A 17723-nucleotide genomic window follows, 5' to 3' on the forward strand; every position below is an offset into this window, starting at 1 on the left:
TTCAGTCGCGCGGAGACACAAGCGTGACACTCGCCCGATTCGCGAGGAATCACCGGGCGCACCAGGGCCCGGCAGACCACCGGGCCCGTGCGCAGCCCCGGGACCTCACCGCACGCTCAGAGGCGGCCCACCACCTTGTGCGGCGTGATCCGCACGACGACCCGCTCGCCGCTGACCGGCTCGGGGGCGAAGTCGGCGAAGTCCTTGCCGGTGTACTTCCGCGACAGTTCGTCCGCCAGCTCGGGGCCGCCCTCGGTGCTCAGCGCGGCACTGCCGCGTATCTCGGCGTACACGTACGGCGTGTCAGCGGGATGGAGGACGACGCTCACCCGCGGGTCACGGAGGAGGTTCTGGGCCTTGCGGCTGCTGAGCGTCGTCGAGAACAGCAGCTCGTCGCCGTCCCGCTTCACCCAGACCGGGGACAGCTGCGGGCTGCCGTCCGGCTGGATCGTCGCCACGGTCACGAAGACCGGCGCATCGAGGAGGTTCTTGAGGTCATCGGACAGGGTGGCCGTCACGGGAGTCCTTCCTGAGAACCGGGCCGGGGGCATGAACACTCCGTTTCTTCCCCAACTCCCCACCCCCCAACGGCATTCCCGCGCCTTCCAGGGACATGCCGGGGTGCCCCGTAAGGGACGGGCGCCGGACCGTACGGGAACACCCCGGCCACCCGCCCCTACGGGAGCGCGCTACGCCCTGCGGACCACCAGCGCCGTCGCCACCGCCGCGAGGCCCTCCGCACGGCCGGTGAGCCCCAGCCCGTCCGAGGTCGTCCCCGACACCGAAACCGGCGCACCGGCCGCGGCCGACAGCGCCTTCTGCGCCTCGTCCCGCCGCTTGCCGACCTTCGGGCGTACGCCGATGACCTGTACCGCGACATTGCCGATCGCGAAACCCTCGGCCCTGACCAGGCGCGCGGCCTCGGCCAGCAGCGTCACCCCGGAGGCCCCGGACCACTCGGGCCTGCTGGTGCCGAAATGCGCGCCGAGGTCGCCGATGCCGGCCGCGGAGAACAGCGCGTCACAGGCGGCATGTGCGGCCACGTCACCGTCGCTGTGCCCGGCCAGGCCGTACTCCTCGCCCTCCCAGAGAAGCCCCGCGCACCACAGCTCACGGCCCCGCTCGAAGGCGTGCACGTCCGTGCCGATGCCGACGAGAGGCAGTCCTGGCAGCCCGTCGGCGCCGGAATCGGTGGTCGGCTCAGACATAGCCATCGGTGGCCCTCCTACGGGCGAGTACGGCCTCGGCCAGGACGAGGTCCAGCGGCCGGGTCACCTTGAACGCTTCCTCATGACCGGGGACGACCACCACCGGCGCCCCCAGCCGCTCCACGAGCCCGGCATCGTCGGTGGCGCCCTCGCCCTCGACGGCGACCGTCTCGTGCGCCTTGAGCAGGGTCTCCCGGTCGAAGCCCTGCGGGGTCTGCACGGCCCGCAGCAGGGCCCGCTCCGGAGTGCCGGTCACCGGCTCCGGCTCACCCGGGGAACGCGGCTCGACCTGCTTGACCGTGTCGGCCAGCGGCAGCGCCGGGACGACGGCCGGGGCACCGGCCCGTACGGCGGCGATCACCGCGTCGACGGTGTCGACCGGCACCAGCGGGCGCGCCGCGTCGTGCACCAGCACCACGTCGGTGTCATCGGGCAGCACGGCGAGCCCGCGGCGCACGGAGTCCTGGCGGGTCTCGCCGCCCGGGACGACGACGAGCTCGGTGCGGCCGCCGAGCGGATGCTCGTCGAGCAGGCTGCGGACCTCGGGCGCACCGTCCGGCGGCGCGACCACGACGACGAGGGAGACGGCACGGGACGCGGCCATCGCACGGACCGCGTGCACGAGCATCGGGGTGCCGCCCAGCGCGCGCAGCGCCTTGGGGGCGCCGGGGCCGAGCCGTACCCCGCGACCTGCGGCGGGGATGACCGCGGCGGTGCGGATCGGACGGGAAGAATCTGGCATCGAAGGCTCCGGAGTCCGGGGTGTTCCCGGAATTGGCGCAGACAGGTTTGTTGCCTCAGCCGGGGTGGGTATGGCCACAGCGTGCCGGGCGCGACGCCTTGACCGCCCCTTCCGTGACAGTGGTCGAGTCAGCTGCCCGAGCCCGGCACACCACCTGGCTGATACGGCGGGCGCTCAGGGCCCGGACCGGCCGTGCACGGCACAGCCGGTGTCGTCGGCTCCCCCGTACCTCCGGGCGCGACCACGCGGCGCGGGATCCGGCGGTGCGGGACGGGAGTCCGGGACCGGGAAGGGCCGCAGATATGCCGCAGCGCCCGGCAACAGACCCCTCCGGAGGAGAAGTCGTCACTCGGGCACCGCGGCATTACTGCGTTGCATCACTGCACCGGGACCACCTGCGTCGCGTCACCACAGATCGCTCCGGCACAGCCTGCGTCGTCAGGACGCGAGGACCTCGTCGAGCAGAGCCTCGGCCTTGTCTTCGTTGGTGTTCTCCGCGAGGGCCAGCTCGCTCACCAGGATCTGGCGCGCCTTGGCGAGCATCCTCTTCTCACCGGCGGAGAGTCCGCGCTCGCGCTCCCGACGCCACAGGTCGCGGACGACCTCGGCGACCTTGATCACGTCACCAGAAGCGAGCTTCTCGAGATTTGCCTTGTAGCGACGGGACCAGTTCGTCGGCTCTTCGGCATACGGTGCGCGCAGCACCTCGAAGACCCGGTCCAGCCCGTCCTGGCCGACCACATCGCGTACGCCGACGAACTCCGCATTGTCCGCCGGTACACGAACCGTCAAGTCGCCCTGGGCGACCTTCAGCACCAAGTAGGTCTTGTCCACGCCTTTGATCTGGCGAGTTTCGATGGCCTCGATCAGCGCGGCCCCGTGATGGGGATAGACCACGGTGTCGCCAACCTTGAACGTCATGTGACAGGTACCCCTTCCGTGGCTATCCATGCTAACACGTGAACGGGCCGTTCTGAATGGCGTTTTCGCAGGTCAGGGCATATCTCGGGGCTTGACAAGCATACCTGGAACGTGCTGCGAGGGGCCGCCGCGGACAGGTATTCGCAGGTGGGAGCCCCTTCTCAGGCGGGCGGAAACAGGCCCGCGACACGTCGGGAAGTCGTTGATCAACAGGACGAAAGTCCCGGTTTGCACGGATCCGTATGAGCGACTTCCGCTACTCCGTTCGGTGCGTGCGAGCGCCCCGGTCGGGTTTCTCGAATTGATCACCCGCCGACGGCGGGAGGTGCGTGATCAATTCCGCGGGCCGGCCGCATTCCCTGCGAATACTCCATTTCATCGGGGAAACCTGCGCGGAATCCGGCGGGACGGCCACCCGAACGGTCTCTTCGCGCATATTCCCCGACTTACCGATCCGCGTTCCCTCACCGCTGCACTGAGAAGGCCGCGAAGAGACCGGAGAGGGGGAGCGGAGAGAGGGCCTGAGATACGGCGGGGATTTCGGTGGAGGCGGAGGGTGAGGCGACGGATGGTGAAGGGTGGATTCGGTGGGGGCTGCCGTATGCGGGGTGTCCGGAGCGCGCGCCGAGGGGGCGCGGTGCGGCGCGCGCCCGTGACGTCTGCCGGGCGTGTCCGCCCCGTTCCGGCCCCGTGTCCGCCGGGGGTGATCCGGGGCGTGATCACCCAGGGGGCGGGTCGGGTGCGGCGGCACGAGGGCGGCTCGGTAACCTAGCGGCGCTGACACACCCTTAGGGCGGCTTTACGCACCCGTCGTCATGACGCGTACGCATCGGCCGCCCCAGCCGTCCACCGCGACCGGACGAAGTTCGGCCGCCGAAGCTCGTCCAAGGAGATGCCGCCGCCGTGAGCCGCAGCCTTCGACGCGGCGTCCTCGCCGCCACCGTCCTTACGCTCTCGATCGCCACGCTCTCCGCGTGCGGGGCCGGGAACGACGCCCAGACGCTGGAGGTCAAGCCGGACAACGCCGCGACCACCGTCGGCGACATCAAGGTCCAGAACGCGTCCGTGGTCACCCAGCCCGACCTCAAGGCCAAGGGCCCGGCCGCGATCACCGCGACGGTGTTCAACAGCGGCACCAAGGACCAGAAGCTGACCGCCATCACCCTCGTGGACACCGGCAAGAAGGCCAAGCTCACCCCGGTGAAGGGCGCCGGGCCGATCACCGTGCCGGCCGGCGGTTCCGTCGTGATCGGCGGCAAGGGCAACGCCACCGCGGTCCTGGCGGAAGGCCGGGAGGCCGTCCAGGACGGCAACGCGCAGCCCGTGAGCTTCCGCTTCAGCGAGACCGGCACCGTCCAGCTGCGGGCCTACGTCGTCCCGGCGAACGGCTACTTCAAGGAGTACGGCCCCACGATCGTGCCGCAGCCGGGTGCGACCCCGTCGGGCTCCGGCAAGCCCTCGGAGTCGGGCAAGCCGGCCGGTTCCGGGAGCCCGGCCGGTACGGAGTCGCCGTCCGGCACGGCCGGCCAGGGCGAGCACGCCGGTCACTGACCGGCCGCCGCCCTCCCGGGCGGCCACCGCACAGCGCTACGCGTCAGGGGCGCCCCTCCGGATGGGAGGGGCGCCCCTGACGCGCACTGCGGGCGGCCGAGCGGCCGGTGGTGCCGCGGCGGTTTACGGCTCGAACTTGTAGCCCAGACCGCGGACCGTGACGAGGTAGCGCGGTGCGCCCGGGTCCGGCTCGATCTTGGCGCGCAGCCGCTTGACGTGCACGTCCAGGGTCTTGGTGTCGCCCACGTAGTCGGCGCCCCACACCCGGTCGATGAGCTGCATACGGGTCAGCACCCGTCCCGCGTTGCGCAGCAGCATCTCCAGCAGGTCGAACTCCTTGAGCGGCAGGTCGACCTTGCCGCCGCCGACCGTGACGACGTGACGGTCCACGTCCATTCGGACCGGGCCGGCCTCAAGCGCCTGCGGAGTGACCTCCTCCGGCTCGCCGCGCCGCCGCAGCACCGCGCGGATGCGGGCGACCAGTTCGCGCGAGGAGAACGGCTTGGTGACGTAGTCATCGGCTCCTATTTCCAGGCCGACCACCTTGTCGATCTCGCTGTCCTTGGCGGTCACCATGATGACCGGGACATTGGAACGGCCACGCAGCTGGCGGCAGACCTCAGTGCCGGGCAGGCCCGGCAGCATCAGGTCCAGCAGGACCAGGTCGGCGCCGTTGCGCTCGAACTCGTCCAGTCCGTCGGGGCCCGTAGCCGCGATGGCGACCTCGAATCCCTCCTTGCGGAGCATGTACGACAGTGCGTCGCTGAACGATTCCTCGTCCTCGACGACGAGCACTCGGGTCACGGAAGGACCTCCGGGGCAGGGTGAGCTGGAAGCGGATCGTTGAAGGTCTCGTACGGCCGGTCCTCTTCGTCGAGGGCCTCCGTAGCGGTGAGGTCGGCGGGCCGTTCGCGGTCGCGTACGGCTCCGGCTTCCGGGAGACGCAGGGTGAAGGTGGAGCCCTGTCCCTCAGCGCTCCACACTGTGACCTCTCCCCCGTGGGAGGCGGCCACGTGCTTGACGATGGCGAGGCCGAGGCCGGTCCCGCCGGTGGCGCGCGAGCGCGCCGGGTCCACACGGTAGAACCGCTCGAAAACGCGGTCCCTGTCCTTCTCGGAGATCCCGATGCCCTGGTCGGTCACCGCGAGCTCGATCAGGTCGCCACCGGGGGCGGACACCCGGCGGCCGGCGATCCCGACGCGGGTGCGCGCCGGGGAGTAGTTGACGGCGTTCTCCACGAGATTGCCGAGGGCGGCGGCGAGCTGGCCGCGGTTGCCCCATACGTACAGCTCAGGGCTGTCGGCCGGGCCGCGCCCCGCACTGCCTTCGGCGGACGAGCCCGCCGGACCGCCCAGGTTCGACGCCATGGTGATCTGCTTCGCGCCGGCCTGCTGGCGGCAGCGGTCGACCGCCTCCTCGACCAGTTCCTCCACCCGGACCGGTTCGGCGTCCTCCAAGGGATCGTCGTTCTGGACCCGGGAGAGGTCGATCAGCTCCTGGACGAGGTTGGTGAGCCGGGTCGCTTCGTTCTGCATCCGGCCGGCGAAGCGGGTGACGGCCTCGGGGTCGTCGCTCGCGTCCATCACCGCCTCGGAGAGCAGCGACAGCGCGCCGACCGGCGTCTTCAGCTCGTGGCTGACGTTGGCCACGAAGTCGCGGCGCACCGCCTCTATGCGACGGGCTTCCGTCAGGTCCTCGACCAGCAGCAGCACCAGCCGGGAGCCGAGCGGGGCGACCCGGGCGGAGACCGCGAGGGCGTCACCGCGGCCGGTGCCGCGGCGCGGCAGATCCAGCTCGACCTGGCGTATCTCGCCGTCCCTGCGGGTGTCGCGGGTCATCTGCATCATCGGCTCGACGGCGAGTTTGCCGCCGCGGACGAGACCGAGCGCGTAGGCGGCGGAGCTGGCCTTGACGACGGAGTCGGCCTCGTCCAGCACCACCGCGGAGGAGCGCAGCACCGACAGGACGGTGTCGACGCCGGGCGGGAGCACGGCGTCGGTGTGCAGGGATGTCCGCGTGGGCTTGATCTGGTCGCGCTCGCTCCAGCGGAACGCCAGCATGGCGAAGACGCCGGTGCACAACCCGGCTATCGCTGCCACTGCGGCGACGGCCGCGTCCACGTTCATGGCTCCAGGTTATGCGCCTGGTCGGACACTTCCCCAGCCGTGCGAGTGTCTGCTCGAACACCCGTCGCCCAGAGTTCACCGTGGCGTCGGCGGTGGTTCACCCCGGGCGCCGCGAGCGGGCCGCCGGAGCGTTCCCCGGGGACGGCCTCCGGCCCCCGTGGCGGCCGGAACCGCCGCCCCCTACCCCCGGCCGGTCCGCCCGTCCTCCCGGCATCACCCTCGGCGCCCGGCCGCGTCGCCCAGAGTTCACCTTGGCGTCAGCCGCGCTTCACTCCGGATGGCACCGCACGTCGCGCGGTCCGCTCACTGTGAGGACCGTGCGGATGCGGCGGCGAATCGGTCCCGCAGCGGCGCGCGGCCATGAGCCGGGCGCGGCCTCCTGGAGCCACGGATTCCCGGATGCCGTCCTGGACACGGTATCCGGGCGGTCTCCCGGGGACCGTCCGGAGCCTCTTCCCGGAGTCCGGTCCGTGCGCGCACAGACCGTGGGAGCGTGGGAGCGGAGCGTGCACCGTGCCGTTCCTTACCGCGGGTTTCCCACACCACCACTCGATGCGAGAGAAGGTCACAGATGCGGGACGCGTACCACGAGGAGCTGGATTCGATCGGCGAAGGTCTGGTCGAGATGGCCCGGCTCGTCGGCTCCGCGATCGGGCGCGCCACCACGGCGATACTCGACGCGGACCTCAAGCTCGCCGAAAGCGTGATCGCCGCCGACGAGAAGGTCGACGACCTCCAGCGCGACCTGGAGGCGCGGGCCATCACCCTGCTCGCCCGCCAGCAGCCGGTCGCCACCGACCTGAGGATCGTCGTCACCTCCCTGCGGATGAGCGCCGACCTGGAGCGCTCGGGCGACCTCGCCCAGCACGTCGCCAAGCTGGCCAGGCTGCGGTTCCCCGAGACGGCCGTGCCGCGCGATCTGCACGCCACCATCCTGGAGATGGGGCAGCTGGCGCAGCGCCTGATGGCCAAGGCCGGCGAGGTCATCATCACCAAGGACGTCGACCTGGCCCTCCAGCTGGAGCAGGACGACGACGCGATGGACCTGCTGCACCGCACGCTCTTCCAGCACCTGATGGACGACCGCTGGAAGCACGGCATCGAGACCGCCGTGGACGTGACGCTGCTGGGCCGCTACTACGAGCGGTTCGCGGACCACGCCGTGTCCGTGGCCAAGCGGGTCGTCTATCTGGTGACCGGCGAGCACGCCGACGAGATCGCGCCGCCGACGGCGGTCGAGGGCGCTTAGGGAGCGGATCGCGCCGCTGTCGTGTGCCTCTGCGCGCCGTTGACGCGCCGCTCTGCACGGGCTTGCAATGGCGGCAGGTGATCCCGAGGAGGCAATTCATGGCACTGCGCACGGATTCCCACGACGCCACGACCCGCGGCGAGCCGACGGACGTCGCTCGCCCACACCTGCCCCTGCTCGGCGCCTGCGGCTGCGGCTCCGGCTGCGGCTGCGGCTGCCAGTCCGGCGCGCCGTGCCAGTGCGGCGGCTGCTGCGGGTAACACCGCGATCCGGGCAGAAACGCATCCGGCCCCGTACGGCACCTTGCCGTACGGGGCCGGTGACGTGCGCGGCGCCCTGCGGAGGCCGCGCGCCACCGTGCTCAGCGGCCCGCGCGCATCCCGCGCTCAGCGGCCGTCGTGCAGTTCGGCATGCATCTGCGGCTGATTGTCCTGGTCGTGGGTGAGGGCGTAGTGCTCCACGGCGTTGAACGCCTTGTTGGCCATGCCGATGACCTCCTCGAACGGGTTCACTCCCGCCACCGGCTTCGCCGCGTCACCGCCGAAACCCGCGGCCGCCCCGAAGATCGAACTGACCGTCGTCGCGGGCTTCGCGGCCAGGTCGAAGGCCGAGCGGGGGATGTCGACCAGGTCCGCGTAGTGGTCGGTGAGCGCGGTGCGGATCATCGCGACGAACGCGTCGTGGAAGCCGGGTGGCAGGTAGCCGCGGTAGAAGTCGAGGGCCTGCCGCGTCATGAAGATGCCGTCGTCGCTGCGCTGCCACTCGCTGTCACGTGCGGCGTGCCACACCTCACGGGCCTCACCCGCGTTCTTGGGCAGCAGCCACTCCTCGGGAGTGCCCAGGTAGTGCAGGACGTAGTGCCAGGCCGCCAGGAAACCGTCGGCGTCTTCCGGGTCGACGTGCAGGCCGAGGTGGGCCATGCACTCCAGCACCTGTGTGGAGAAGACGAAGCCGGCGCCGCCGGTGTACTTCTGCGAGACCGGCTCGCCCCACTTCTCGTAGTCCCACTGCCCGGAATTCTTGTGGAGCCGGCGGACGGAGGCGTGGACCAGACGCACCTTGGTGACGTCGGCGGCCAGGGAACCGTCGGTGAGGGCGTTCTTGTTGCCCATGTCGAGGAAGAGCCGGGACGACTGGGACAGGCGGCGCCCGGGGCCTTCCTGTCCTCCCAGGCGCCCGGTGGAGCGCAGCGTGAAGGCTCCGGCCGGGGAGAGGTAGCAGCCGATCAGGCCGACGGTGCCCTGCATCATCGACGCGGTGCCGTGGTGGTGCGCGAAGAACTGCTCCGCCCTGCGCACGTCGTCGGCCGTCCAGCCGGGCGGCGGGGCGGCGGCCTCGTGGAGGAACGCTTCGAGCCTGGGCGGGAGTTGAGGGTGGGCGGCGGAGAGGGTGCCGATGGTGCGGAACAGCCCGTTGACGCCGTCGACGTCCCCGGAATCCAGGAGGTCCGCCACCAGCGCGTCCGCCTGGGGGTCGCCTACCTTGTCGGCTTTGGGGAGTTCTTCCAGGGTCAGTGGCACGGAGGGGTTCCTTCCGACGGAGCGGGGTCGAAGATGCGCGACCGGCCGGGGGCCCAGGTGACCGCGGGCCCGTACGTGATGCGCGCACCAGGCTCCACTTTCTCCGCCCCCACGGCGGAAAACACCCGCCCCGCGCACTCCCCGCCTTTCGAGTGAAGGATCTTGCGAACGCCCCCGAAGAGGCCACCACTGTGCCCCAACTCGGCGCTTTGATCCGCCACTTGACGAACCCGTCGCGGGCAGCACCGAGCCCCCCGCCGGCGGGCGAATCCGCGGGCGGGGGGCTCGGTGGGGGCGTGCTACTTCTTCTTGCCTTGGGTCTTGCGGGATATCTCGCCGACCAGGGTTTTCGCAGGTGGAGACGCTGATCGACTCCGGGTGAGTGGTCGCCATTGGTCGTCATCGGGTGCCCTTGAGCAACCTCGGACGGCCCAGAGACGGCCCAGGAGCGGCCCGTCCGCCACTCACCGCGCGGGTTACTGCCGACCGATGGGGACCTCGTAAACGATCTCGCACAGCGCTGCGGGAAGGACGATGTCCGCCGTCTCTACCGGCCGTCCCTGGTCGCTGTAGTAGGTCCGCTTGATGTGCGTGACGAGAGCGGCTTTCTGGATGCCCAGGAGCGACGCTTCCTCGGCAGTCGCCAACCGTGGCTCCGGCTGCTCGACGGCGTGGCTGACCGCGATGTCGATCTCGGCCATGCGGTTGACCACGCCTTGCCCGGCATGCGGCCCACCCTCCGGAAGGACGACGAGGGTGCCAGCGGTGAGGTCGTACGGCTCCCAGCTCGTCGACAACTGCACGGGCCTGCCGTCGGCGAGGAACTCGTACACGGTACGGACGCACAAGTCGCCCTCGACGATGCCGAGCCGCGACGCGATCTCAGCCGGGGCCGGCACCTTCGCCTCAGTCCGGCTCTCCCAATCCCCCTGCTTGCCCGCGGCCTTCATGTCCGCGCGGAACGGTGAGCCGTTCGGCTGCTCGCGTGCCGAAGAACGGACCACGCGTACCCGCCGACGGGGAGCGGCGACGTACGTACCGGATCCGGCGCGGCCTTCCAACGCCCCTTGGGAGATCAGTAGCTCCTGAGCCCGTCGGACCACGTTCTCCCCCACGCCGCACTCCTGGGCGATCTGCGCGCGCGAGGGAAGGCGGTCTCCCGGTGTCCACTCATGCTCCGTGATCCGTCGCCGGAGCTCGTCGGCGATGCGGAGATACGGCGGTTGCTCAGGCATATGGAAAATCTAGTCCACTAGCTCTAATCTAGTTAACTAGCTTCACTTAACGTGATCCAGTGACGACGGGGGCTGCTCTGTGCCTGCTTCGGAGGCAAGCGCCGAAGACATCGCAACCCGGCTATCCGCCGTCGGACTCGCCCCGCGCGTGGAACGTCACGCCCACTTCACGTCGATCGAAGCGGAGATACCGGAGCCGCTCTCCGCCGAGTCGTGGCGAGAGGTCCTGGAAGCGCTGGCGGAAGCCGATCGGTTCGGGCTCCTTGTCAACAGTTTGAACGGCCGCACCTTATGGGCTGCCTTACACACAACGGCCCCCGCGACGGGCGAAGTCCAGGGGCCGGGCCATCAGCGATAGGAGCTGATCAGCATGTTCAACCGTATCCGCCACACCGTCTCGCACACGGACGAGCGGGGCGTCCCAATGAGTCAGCCTCGCCGTTCCTCGATGCATGTCCGACCGGCCGTCGGGCCTGACGGTCGCTTCGCATTCAACCGGCCCGCGATGGCGGAGGTCGTCTGATGCCTCCCCGTCACGGATCTCCAGTCAATCGCGCGCAGGTCGTTCGATACCTATCGAGCTCCTGCCTGATTGGTACGCACCGCGAGTGCGCGCACTCCACCCCGACTGCTGCACCGGCCGGTATCCCTGTGGTCTACGAGGCGTGCAGTTGCCCGTGCCACACGGTGGCCAGTGATTCTCGGACGGACGCACCGCAGTGAGGGGCTGGGCACCGGGCAGCGCAATGGCCGGACCTGTCGAGATCACCTCTGCGAGCGTCCAACGCGGCGACGTCATCCAGATCGGCGGTCAGCCGTGCCGGGTGTCCGACCTCTTCCAACTCCACGGCGGAGCAAAACGCCTGCGCTTCGAGTCGGGCGAGCTGCTCACCATGAACTCCCGTACCCGGCTCGTTGCGCTGCGGACGCTGAGAAGGTGGTGATGCAACCCATGCCTTCCCACCGCCAGGCCATCGCCGCCGATATTCGGAACCAGATCTCAACCGGCCAGATCAAGGCCGGCGAACGTCTCCCATCCGAGGCGCGGCTTGCCTCCCGCTACACGGTCAGCACAGCGACGCTGCGAAGCGCCCTCGCTGTCCTCCAGGGCGAAGGACTCGTCGAGAAGATCCACGGCAAGGGGAACTACGTCCGCTACCCGCTCCGCAGAATCACGTACGTCGGCGGTGTTCGCGGCACCAAGGCGGAGCCCCCGGCCGAGTCGGCCTTACGCATCAGCGTCCGCACTACCAACGTCCAGGCGCACGGACAGTTGATCGACTTACTGAGGGTGCCAGCAGACACCCCATTGACCGAATACTTCTGCCTGAGCCACGAGGGGGAGTCACCGCACAGCTTGGCTCGCATCTATGTCCCCCGCGACCTGTCGCCGACCGACGTGCCCGACGAATCACCCTGCTTCAAGTGCATCGAGGCGCAGTTGGCGGTGCTCCGTCCGCCACTGACCGAAGTTCGAGAACGAGTCACCACACGGCCTCCGACCCCGGAGGAAGCGGCGAGCCTACGGATCAGCTCAGCCTTGGCAGTTCTCGCCATCACACGTGTGGCGGCGGACAACACCGGACGCGTAGTTGAGGCGGGGCTCTCAGTGTTACCCGGCGACCGCGCCGACGCCTTCTTCACCACTCGCCACATGACCGAAGAGAAGGGGAAGAGTGAATGAAAAATTACGATGAGCTGCGACTCCTGCCTTGGACGGGATCCGAAGGCAAGCCCTGCTACTTGAGCACTGACGATACCGACGGCTACCTGTCCCGCCTGGCCGACAACACCGAAGCAGTGCAGCTGGGCATGGCGGCCGAGCTCTTGGAGCACGCTGCCGAAGTACTCGGCGATGGAGAGACGGAGCCGAACGAGCTGCGGCTCCTGGCAACGGATATGAGCGGAGCCCTGCGAGATGCACTTCGTGTAGCAATCAGCCGCGGTCACCGTCTTCTGCCAACGGTTGCAACGGAGACGAGGAAGCCCGCACATCTGCCCGTAGCACTCAGCTAGCAGATAGACAGCGATCGGCAGAGGAGCACCCGGCCAAGTCTGGGGTTCCTGTGCCGATCGCGCACCGCTTTAGGAATTCAATTGCGAGCCTCTCACCCGACTCCCTCAGTTCTACCAGTAAGGCGTGTGTGCTCGCTTAGGGCCGTCTGCGTCCCGTGGATTTCAACCGGTGATGTCAGGGTGGATGGCCCAATGGAGCGCATAGTGGGCCGCAGATGGTGGCAACGACGCCGCGGTTCGCGTGCCTGCCAGACGGTACCCCGGGGGTGGTACAGGGCGACTCACTTCACATCCTCCGCAGCGACGTGGCCGAGGTGGTGGAAGACGCGAGCGATGCGACCAAGGAGAAGAAGACCTCTAGGCTGTCTTTCTCTTGCGTTTTGAGGTCATCCAACGATAGTTGCCTTCGCCAATGATTCCGGTGACTTCTGGGAGAATCAGTCGATTTCCAAAAATTGCATACTCGGCTCCTGTGCGCTGTATCTGAGCTGTGTGGAGAATACTGAACTCGACACAACGGAAACCCTTGTAGAGTTCCTCAGTGATTCGCTTGTCAGCGTCGTATGTCAACAACCATCGCAACGGGGTTTCGCGCAATAGGGCAGAAAGTTCCTGATGGTCTTTTTCAGCGAGAGAGTCCAGGTAAAGGCGGTCGCCCTGTACGAGGTAGGGGGGGTCTACGTACAGAAGAACATCGTCACTCTCATGTTCCAACGAGCTGATGAATTTCCGGGCATCAATTTCCGACAGGGTGACCCGACTACCGTAGTCCCCGAGGTTCCTAATCCTTTCGATAAGGTTGGATCGATTGAATCGAGCATCGATCTTCCAGTCGCCTTTTTGATCAAGTCCTCCAATCGGTCGCGCTCGCAAGATGCCGGATCGGTTGCAGCGATTTAGGAAGAATGTCGAAAATCCGAGCTCCAGATCACTTCTTCCGGTCGGAGTTCGGTAAATTTCGGCATGCTGATGCCATGCTTTGATGCTTACTTCTTCATGCGCAACCGCGTCGACGAGCTCTTCAGTGTTATTGAAAATGCATCGCCAGAGTGCCGCTACGCCAGGGTCCAGATCATTGATATAAATATGTTCGACTTCGTTATCGATAAGCAATCTCAGTGCAGCGCCCGCGCCCCCCGCGAATGCTTCTGCATACGCTTTGGGACGCGGGCGCTGTCGTGCTAGAAGGTGGGCCACATAGGGAGCCAGGCGGGCCTTTCCGCCGGGGTACCGAAGAGGGCTAATATACCTCATCGCTTTTTCTTTTCTAGCAATTCATCAGCCTTAATAAGAACGATTCCGTATGCGGTGCTCAATTTCCGCACCTCAGAGGACATGGGGTTATTATTCCAGGAATGCACGAAGGAATGCAGTGACCGCAAGATTAGCGCTCCGTCGACTTCTTGGGAAAACCGCCAGGCATTAGAGAGGTGAGGGTCTTTCTTGTCTGGATCCACCTGCTGCAGAACGGCGCCGATTCTACCCTTCAAAGTGTCCTGGTTCCGCCGCCACCCGAGCTGGTCTGCGACCTCGGTGACTACGATGTCCACGACAGCACGGACCATGACGGCTGCAACGTTGGGCATCTCGTCGATCTTGATCCGCTTCGCCTCCTCGACCACGTCAGAGGTCCGAAGGCTCACGTGTCGCAGCGTTACTCCCTGGAACAGTCTCTTCTCGAAGTCTGCCCGCTTCCGCCGTCCCGGCTTGGGCGGCGCGTCAGAGCCATCGTCCGCTTCGCTAGTTCCTTCGGAGCCCTCGGCGCCGACGGACTTTGAGTACTTCTCGGGCTCCTCTAGCCGGTCAGCCAGTTTGGGAAGCTCTCCCTCTACCTTTTCCAGGTAATCTTCCCGCTGTCTCTTGTTCTTGATTTGGTCAACAGAGATGGGGCCAGCGAGGTCGTGAAATAGGCGGGCGAGAATTGGCTGGAGCTTTATCGTCGGATAACTCCTCAGGACAACATCCCCATCGAAGGAGATGCCGAGCCTGTTCCGAACCGCGGGATCCGCAATCATCCGCCCCAGGTTGGTGATCCGGGCGTCACGTACTGTCTGCGTATTGGACAACAAGTCCGGGTCGTCGGGAAACCATTCATTGACTGCATCAATGAAGAGTCGAGCTTTTTCGGTCGGTGTCGACCGGCCGCTGAACCTGCTCGCTTCGCCGGCGCTCCATTTGACGACGCCAACTCCACCGTTCTCCCCGGTGTGCTTCAGTCTGATCCAATGCTCAGCCTGCACCCGGCTCTCAGCGACCACGCATGTGAGCCGCCGCGGAAATTCGCCGCTTTTGGCGATAGCCGTGAACTGCTTGCGCAACTTATCCGTCGGCGCAAGGGCGGGGTTGTGCAGCAACTTGAGGGCCGCGACCCGCCGGTTCCCTTCGAGTACTACGTTGTCCTCACCATCTACGAGCACGATGGTCAGTTCTGAGGGATTGACGCCGTGCTGGCAGATATCCCTAGCCAGTTTGAGGAGCTTCTCGGGGCCCTTATCGAGCAGGGCAGCGATTGACTCCTCAAGACTTGCAGTCTTGTTCGCGTGCCGCGGGTTAGTCTCATCCAGCGTCAAGGACGCTACGTGCATGCTTGCTTGCTTCATGCTGCCTATGGTCCTCGCCCGCTGGATGTCGCGCACTGCATTTATGGAAACTAGATCATACTTACCTTTCGCATGGCGAGACCAGAAGGACGAGATCAAGCCCTGTGGCTGAAAGACGATGTTGATGGGTATGACGTGAGGTCGGTGCAGCGGGTTTGGCCGGTGTCCTGCCCGGTTTGGGGTCGAGCATGATCAGGGGGCCGTACGCTGGCCAGCAACTCGGGCAGGCTGTGGACCTGCCCGGAATTTGAACGAGTGGCCCCCTGGTCTTGCTCGACGCGGGGCCCGAACCGGGGAGGTGGCTAAAGCCGTGGAGCCGACCGCCCCAGCCAAAGCGGGGTTCCCTACCTCCAACCCGCGGCACGTAGCGCGCCGCCGGGCGCGGCCAGCCGGGGCGGAGACAGGAGGCAGGCCGCGCCGCAGAGGTGGCGCGCGCCCGCGCCGTGCGCGGGCCTTGATGAAGTAGGGAAAGTTCATGAAGTAGGGAAAGTTCTATCGCGTGGGTGTCAGGCGCTTGCCGTCATGGCTCCGCACGTGAGGCCCGTTCCCGTCCAGGGCATCCAGCAGCCGGACCGCGTAGACCTCGGACATCCACTCGGAGACCTCGTCGGGCGTGAACCAGGCAACTGCGGTCGATTCGCTGGAAGTTCGCTCGGTGCCACCTGCGGGCTTGCACCGGAAGACCAATGCCACGATGCCTCGTGTTGTGTTCTTGTAGACCCCGGTGAGCTCGTCGACCTCGACGTGGATGCCCGTCTCTTCCCGGACTTCCCGCTGGACGCCTGCCTCGGGGGTCTCGTCGAGTTCGAGCACGCCGCCCGGGAGTTCCCAAGCGCCATTGTCGGCGCGGCGGATCGCCAGGAGTCGTCCGTCCTCGCGTACCACCACTCCGGCCACGCCGACTTCCGCTCGGCCCAGGAGCGCCAGGCCCTCGGCCTCGACGACCGCCAACCGGACACCGTGCTCGTCCTGACCGACTGGCAGTACGCAGGCCACGGTCACAGCCCCGGCGAAACTGCCCTCGCCACCACCATCGCCCGTGGCCTCCAGCTCAACCGCGAGACAGCTCGCGAAGCCCTCGCAGACCTGGTTGACGAGCGGGAGTGGTGACCGTGACTCTTTCTCCCGCCTCGCTACCTGACGCCTGACGACCTGGTCGAGATATTCGAGCTGCCCAGCGTCGAGACGGTCTATCAGTGGCGCCGCAAGCGCACCGGTCCCCGCGGCTTCCGGGTCGGCCGGCACCTTCGCTTTGACCCGGCCGACGTACGAACCTGGGTCGATTCCCTGCGCAACGGGATGGCTGCCTGATGGCCGGACACGTTCAGGATCGCTGGTACACGACCAAGGCCGGTGCCGATGGCAAGGAGATCAAGGTCAAGTCCTCCCGGTACGGGACCGGGCTCCGCTACCGCGCCCGCTACATCGGCCCAGACGGCACGGAGAAGGCCAAGAGTTTCCCGGACCGGCAGAAGCGGCTCGCGGATCAGTGGCTGAGCCATATCGAAGCGGACATGGCACGCGGTCAGTACATCGATCCTCGCGCGGCTCGGACCACGTTCCAGCAGTACGCCGAAAGCTGGGTGGCCACACAAGGAGCTGATCCGAACACGCAGGCATCGATGGAGTCACAGCTCCGGCTGCACGCGTTCCCCTACCTCGGTACACGTCCGCTCGGCTCCTTCCAGCCCGCGCATATTCGTGACTGGGTGCAGCAGCTCCAGGCGAACGGCGTCCGCGGCTCGTACGCCCGGACGATCTACTCCAACGTCCGGGCCGCTCTGAGCGCGGCCGTGGACGACGGGCATCTCCCCCGGAATCCCTGCGCTGCCCGCTCGGTCCGGCCGCCCGCTGTGGACACGAAGCGCGTCACGCCGTGGACAGCAGAACGGCTCTTCGCCGTGCGCAAGGCCATACCCGACCGGTATCAGGCGATGGTCGACCTGGGTGGCGGCTGCGGCTTACGGCAAGGCGAGATCCTGGGCGTCGCGGTGGATGCGATCGACTTCGGCTCGGACACGCTGCACGTCGTCCAACAGCTGAAGCTGAGCCGCAGCAAGCCCGTCTTCGCTCCGCCCAAGGGCGGCAAGCTCCGGGATGTGCCCCTCCCCGGTCCGGTCGCCGATGCGCTGCGGGCTCACATGAAGCAGTTCCCGCCGGTCGACATCACCTTGCCGTGGAAGGTCGCGGACGGTCCGCCGGTGACCAAGCGGCTGGTCTTCACCGGGCCTCGTGGCGGTCACGTCTGGCGTACGTCGCTCAACGAGGAAGCGTGGAAACCGGCGCTCGCGGCGGCCGGGGTCATCCCTGTGCCTGAGCGGGGCAAGCCGTACGCGGAGTCGCGCGAGAACGGCATGCATGCCATGCGGCACTTCTACGCATCAGTACTGCTGGACGCCGGGGAGAACATCAAGGCGCTCGCCGAGTATCTCGGTCACTCGGACCCCGGCATGACGCTCCGCGTGTACGCGCACCTCATGCCCTCCAGCCAGGAGCGCACGCGTAAGGCGGTGGCCGCCGTCTTCGGCACGGCCCGGTCAAGCACCTGACGGCCC

The 17723-nt window shown here is 67.5% G+C and carries 20 protein-coding genes and 1 pseudogene; 10 read left to right on the forward strand and 11 right to left on the reverse strand.

Going from position 1 to position 17723, the window contains the following annotated elements:
* Positions 1 to 116 precede the first annotated feature (116 nt).
* From LIU39_RS12925 to LIU39_RS12940, 4 genes are all read right to left on the reverse strand, one after another.
* On the reverse strand, positions 117 to 518 hold the full coding sequence (locus LIU39_RS12925) for a PPOX class F420-dependent oxidoreductase (RefSeq protein WP_227046809.1): 402 nt from the start codon (positions 516 to 518) through the stop codon (positions 117 to 119).
* A gap of 171 nt (positions 519 to 689) precedes the next feature.
* Entirely contained in the window at positions 690 to 1208 is a 519-nt protein-coding gene (ispF, locus tag LIU39_RS12930; protein ID WP_227046850.1) for a 2-C-methyl-D-erythritol 2,4-cyclodiphosphate synthase, read from the reverse strand.
* Positions 1201 to 1950: a 2-C-methyl-D-erythritol 4-phosphate cytidylyltransferase gene (ispD, locus tag LIU39_RS12935; RefSeq protein WP_227046810.1), complete on the reverse strand. Its 750-nt coding sequence runs from the start codon at positions 1948 to 1950 to the stop codon at positions 1201 to 1203. Before ispD ends, ispF begins: the two co-directional genes overlap by 8 nt.
* A gap of 438 nt (positions 1951 to 2388) precedes the next feature.
* Positions 2389 to 2871 carry a CarD family transcriptional regulator gene (locus LIU39_RS12940; protein WP_003953493.1) on the reverse strand — a complete coding sequence of 161 codons (483 nt, stop codon included), beginning with the start codon at positions 2869 to 2871 and terminating at the stop codon, positions 2389 to 2391.
* Between the two features lie 903 nt (positions 2872 to 3774).
* On the opposite strand from LIU39_RS12940, the gene LIU39_RS12945 reads away from it, so the two are divergent.
* Positions 3775 to 4422, forward strand: a complete 648-nt coding sequence (locus LIU39_RS12945; RefSeq protein ID WP_227046811.1) for a copper chaperone PCu(A)C domain-containing protein — start codon at positions 3775 to 3777, stop codon at positions 4420 to 4422.
* Positions 4423 to 4545: 123 nt separating this feature from the next.
* On the opposite strand, the gene phoP is transcribed toward LIU39_RS12945, so the two are convergent.
* A complete protein-coding gene (gene phoP / locus LIU39_RS12950; protein ID WP_467605373.1) occupies positions 4546 to 5217 on the reverse strand; it encodes a two-component system response regulator PhoP in 672 nt (223 codons plus the stop codon).
* A 5-nt stretch (positions 5218 to 5222) separates the two neighbouring features.
* Entirely contained in the window at positions 5223 to 6548 is a 1326-nt protein-coding gene (gene phoR / locus LIU39_RS12955) for a two-component system sensor histidine kinase PhoR (protein ID WP_227046812.1), read from the reverse strand.
* Between the two features lie 571 nt (positions 6549 to 7119).
* On the opposite strand from phoR, the gene phoU reads away from it, so the two are divergent.
* A complete protein-coding gene (phoU, locus tag LIU39_RS12960) occupies positions 7120 to 7797 on the forward strand; it encodes a phosphate signaling complex protein PhoU (RefSeq protein ID WP_227046813.1) in 678 nt (225 codons plus the stop codon).
* Positions 7798 to 7895: 98 nt separating this feature from the next.
* The gene (locus tag LIU39_RS12965; protein ID WP_227046814.1) at positions 7896 to 8057 is read left to right on the forward strand and encodes a hypothetical protein; all 162 of its coding nucleotides are present in this window, start codon (positions 7896 to 7898) and stop codon (positions 8055 to 8057) included.
* 126 nt (positions 8058 to 8183) lie between these two features.
* Here LIU39_RS12965 and LIU39_RS12970 read toward each other — a convergent pair whose 3' ends face one another.
* Together LIU39_RS12970 and LIU39_RS12975 are read right to left on the reverse strand one after the other, a co-directional pair.
* A complete protein-coding gene (locus LIU39_RS12970) occupies positions 8184 to 9317 on the reverse strand; it encodes an oxygenase MpaB family protein (protein WP_227046815.1) in 1134 nt (377 codons plus the stop codon).
* Between the two features lie 476 nt (positions 9318 to 9793).
* Positions 9794 to 10552: a GntR family transcriptional regulator gene (locus LIU39_RS12975; RefSeq protein ID WP_227046816.1), complete on the reverse strand. Its 759-nt coding sequence runs from the start codon at positions 10550 to 10552 to the stop codon at positions 9794 to 9796.
* A gap of 79 nt (positions 10553 to 10631) precedes the next feature.
* Between LIU39_RS12975 and LIU39_RS12980 the strand changes: the two genes are divergently transcribed.
* From LIU39_RS12980 to LIU39_RS12995, 4 genes are all read left to right on the forward strand, one after another.
* The gene (locus tag LIU39_RS12980; protein WP_227046817.1) at positions 10632 to 10910 is read left to right on the forward strand and encodes a hypothetical protein; all 279 of its coding nucleotides are present in this window, start codon (positions 10632 to 10634) and stop codon (positions 10908 to 10910) included.
* Positions 10911 to 11298: 388 nt separating this feature from the next.
* Positions 11299 to 11496, forward strand: a complete 198-nt coding sequence (locus LIU39_RS12985) for a hypothetical protein (RefSeq protein ID WP_264482699.1) — start codon at positions 11299 to 11301, stop codon at positions 11494 to 11496.
* A complete protein-coding gene (locus LIU39_RS12990) occupies positions 11496 to 12236 on the forward strand; it encodes a GntR family transcriptional regulator (RefSeq protein ID WP_227046851.1) in 741 nt (246 codons plus the stop codon). Before LIU39_RS12985 ends, LIU39_RS12990 begins: the two co-directional genes overlap by 1 nt.
* Positions 12233 to 12568, forward strand: coding sequence for a hypothetical protein (locus tag LIU39_RS12995; protein WP_227046819.1), 336 nt, complete (start codon positions 12233 to 12235; stop codon positions 12566 to 12568). The genes LIU39_RS12990 and LIU39_RS12995 overlap by 4 nt, the downstream gene beginning before the upstream one ends.
* A gap of 357 nt (positions 12569 to 12925) precedes the next feature.
* Here the strand turns inward: LIU39_RS12995 and LIU39_RS13000 are convergent, their stop codons facing one another.
* From LIU39_RS13000 to LIU39_RS13010, 3 genes are all read right to left on the reverse strand, one after another.
* A complete protein-coding gene (locus tag LIU39_RS13000) occupies positions 12926 to 13822 on the reverse strand; it encodes a DNA adenine methylase (RefSeq protein WP_227046820.1) in 897 nt (298 codons plus the stop codon).
* Entirely contained in the window at positions 13819 to 15204 is a 1386-nt protein-coding gene (locus tag LIU39_RS13005) for a ParB N-terminal domain-containing protein (protein WP_227046821.1), read from the reverse strand. The genes LIU39_RS13000 and LIU39_RS13005 overlap by 4 nt, the downstream gene beginning before the upstream one ends.
* A gap of 456 nt (positions 15205 to 15660) precedes the next feature.
* Entirely contained in the window at positions 15661 to 16095 is a 435-nt protein-coding gene (locus tag LIU39_RS13010; RefSeq protein WP_227046852.1) for an NUDIX hydrolase, read from the reverse strand.
* Here LIU39_RS13010 and LIU39_RS13015 point away from each other — a divergent pair.
* The 3 genes and pseudogenes from LIU39_RS13015 to LIU39_RS13025 all read left to right on the forward strand — a co-directional run.
* Positions 16066 to 16278: pseudogene (locus LIU39_RS13015) on the forward strand (replication initiation protein); the annotation flags it as partial. The gene LIU39_RS13010 and the pseudogene LIU39_RS13015 overlap by 30 nt on opposite strands.
* 27 nt (positions 16279 to 16305) lie before the next feature.
* Positions 16306 to 16479, forward strand: a complete 174-nt coding sequence (locus LIU39_RS13020; protein WP_227046853.1) for a helix-turn-helix domain-containing protein — start codon at positions 16306 to 16308, stop codon at positions 16477 to 16479.
* On the forward strand, positions 16479 to 17717 hold the full coding sequence (locus tag LIU39_RS13025) for a tyrosine-type recombinase/integrase (protein WP_227046822.1): 1239 nt from the start codon (positions 16479 to 16481) through the stop codon (positions 17715 to 17717). Before LIU39_RS13020 ends, LIU39_RS13025 begins: the two co-directional genes overlap by 1 nt.
* Positions 17718 to 17723 lie beyond the last annotated feature (6 nt).

This window comes from Streptomyces pinistramenti (assembly GCF_020564935.1).
In the GTDB taxonomy this organism is placed as follows: domain Bacteria; phylum Actinomycetota; class Actinomycetes; order Streptomycetales; family Streptomycetaceae; genus Streptomyces; species Streptomyces pinistramenti.

Bases quoted from the DNA above. Each gene is read 5' to 3' on its own strand.
- ispF (WP_227046850.1), bottom strand. From the start codon at position 1,208: ATGTCTGAGCCGACCACCGATTCCGGCGCCGACGGGCTGCCAGGACTG.
- ispD (WP_227046810.1), bottom strand. From the start codon at position 1,950: ATGCCAGATTCTTCCCGTCCGATCCGCACCGCCGCGGTCATCCCCGCC.
- LIU39_RS12940 (WP_003953493.1), bottom strand. From the start codon at position 2,871: ATGACGTTCAAGGTTGGCGACACCGTGGTCTATCCCCATCACGGGGCC.
- phoR (WP_227046812.1), bottom strand. From the start codon at position 6,548: ATGAACGTGGACGCGGCCGTCGCCGCAGTGGCAGCGATAGCCGGGTTG.
- phoU (WP_227046813.1), top strand. From the start codon at position 7,120: ATGCGGGACGCGTACCACGAGGAGCTGGATTCGATCGGCGAAGGTCTG.
- LIU39_RS12965 (WP_227046814.1), top strand. From the start codon at position 7,896: ATGGCACTGCGCACGGATTCCCACGACGCCACGACCCGCGGCGAGCCG.
- LIU39_RS12975 (WP_227046816.1), bottom strand. From the start codon at position 10,552: ATGCCTGAGCAACCGCCGTATCTCCGCATCGCCGACGAGCTCCGGCGA.
- LIU39_RS12985 (WP_264482699.1), top strand. From the start codon at position 11,299: ATGGCCGGACCTGTCGAGATCACCTCTGCGAGCGTCCAACGCGGCGAC.
- LIU39_RS12990 (WP_227046851.1), top strand. From the start codon at position 11,496: ATGCAACCCATGCCTTCCCACCGCCAGGCCATCGCCGCCGATATTCGG.
- LIU39_RS12995 (WP_227046819.1), top strand. From the start codon at position 12,233: ATGAAAAATTACGATGAGCTGCGACTCCTGCCTTGGACGGGATCCGAA.
- LIU39_RS13000 (WP_227046820.1), bottom strand. From the start codon at position 13,822: ATGAGGTATATTAGCCCTCTTCGGTACCCCGGCGGAAAGGCCCGCCTG.
- LIU39_RS13025 (WP_227046822.1), top strand. From the start codon at position 16,479: ATGGCCGGACACGTTCAGGATCGCTGGTACACGACCAAGGCCGGTGCC.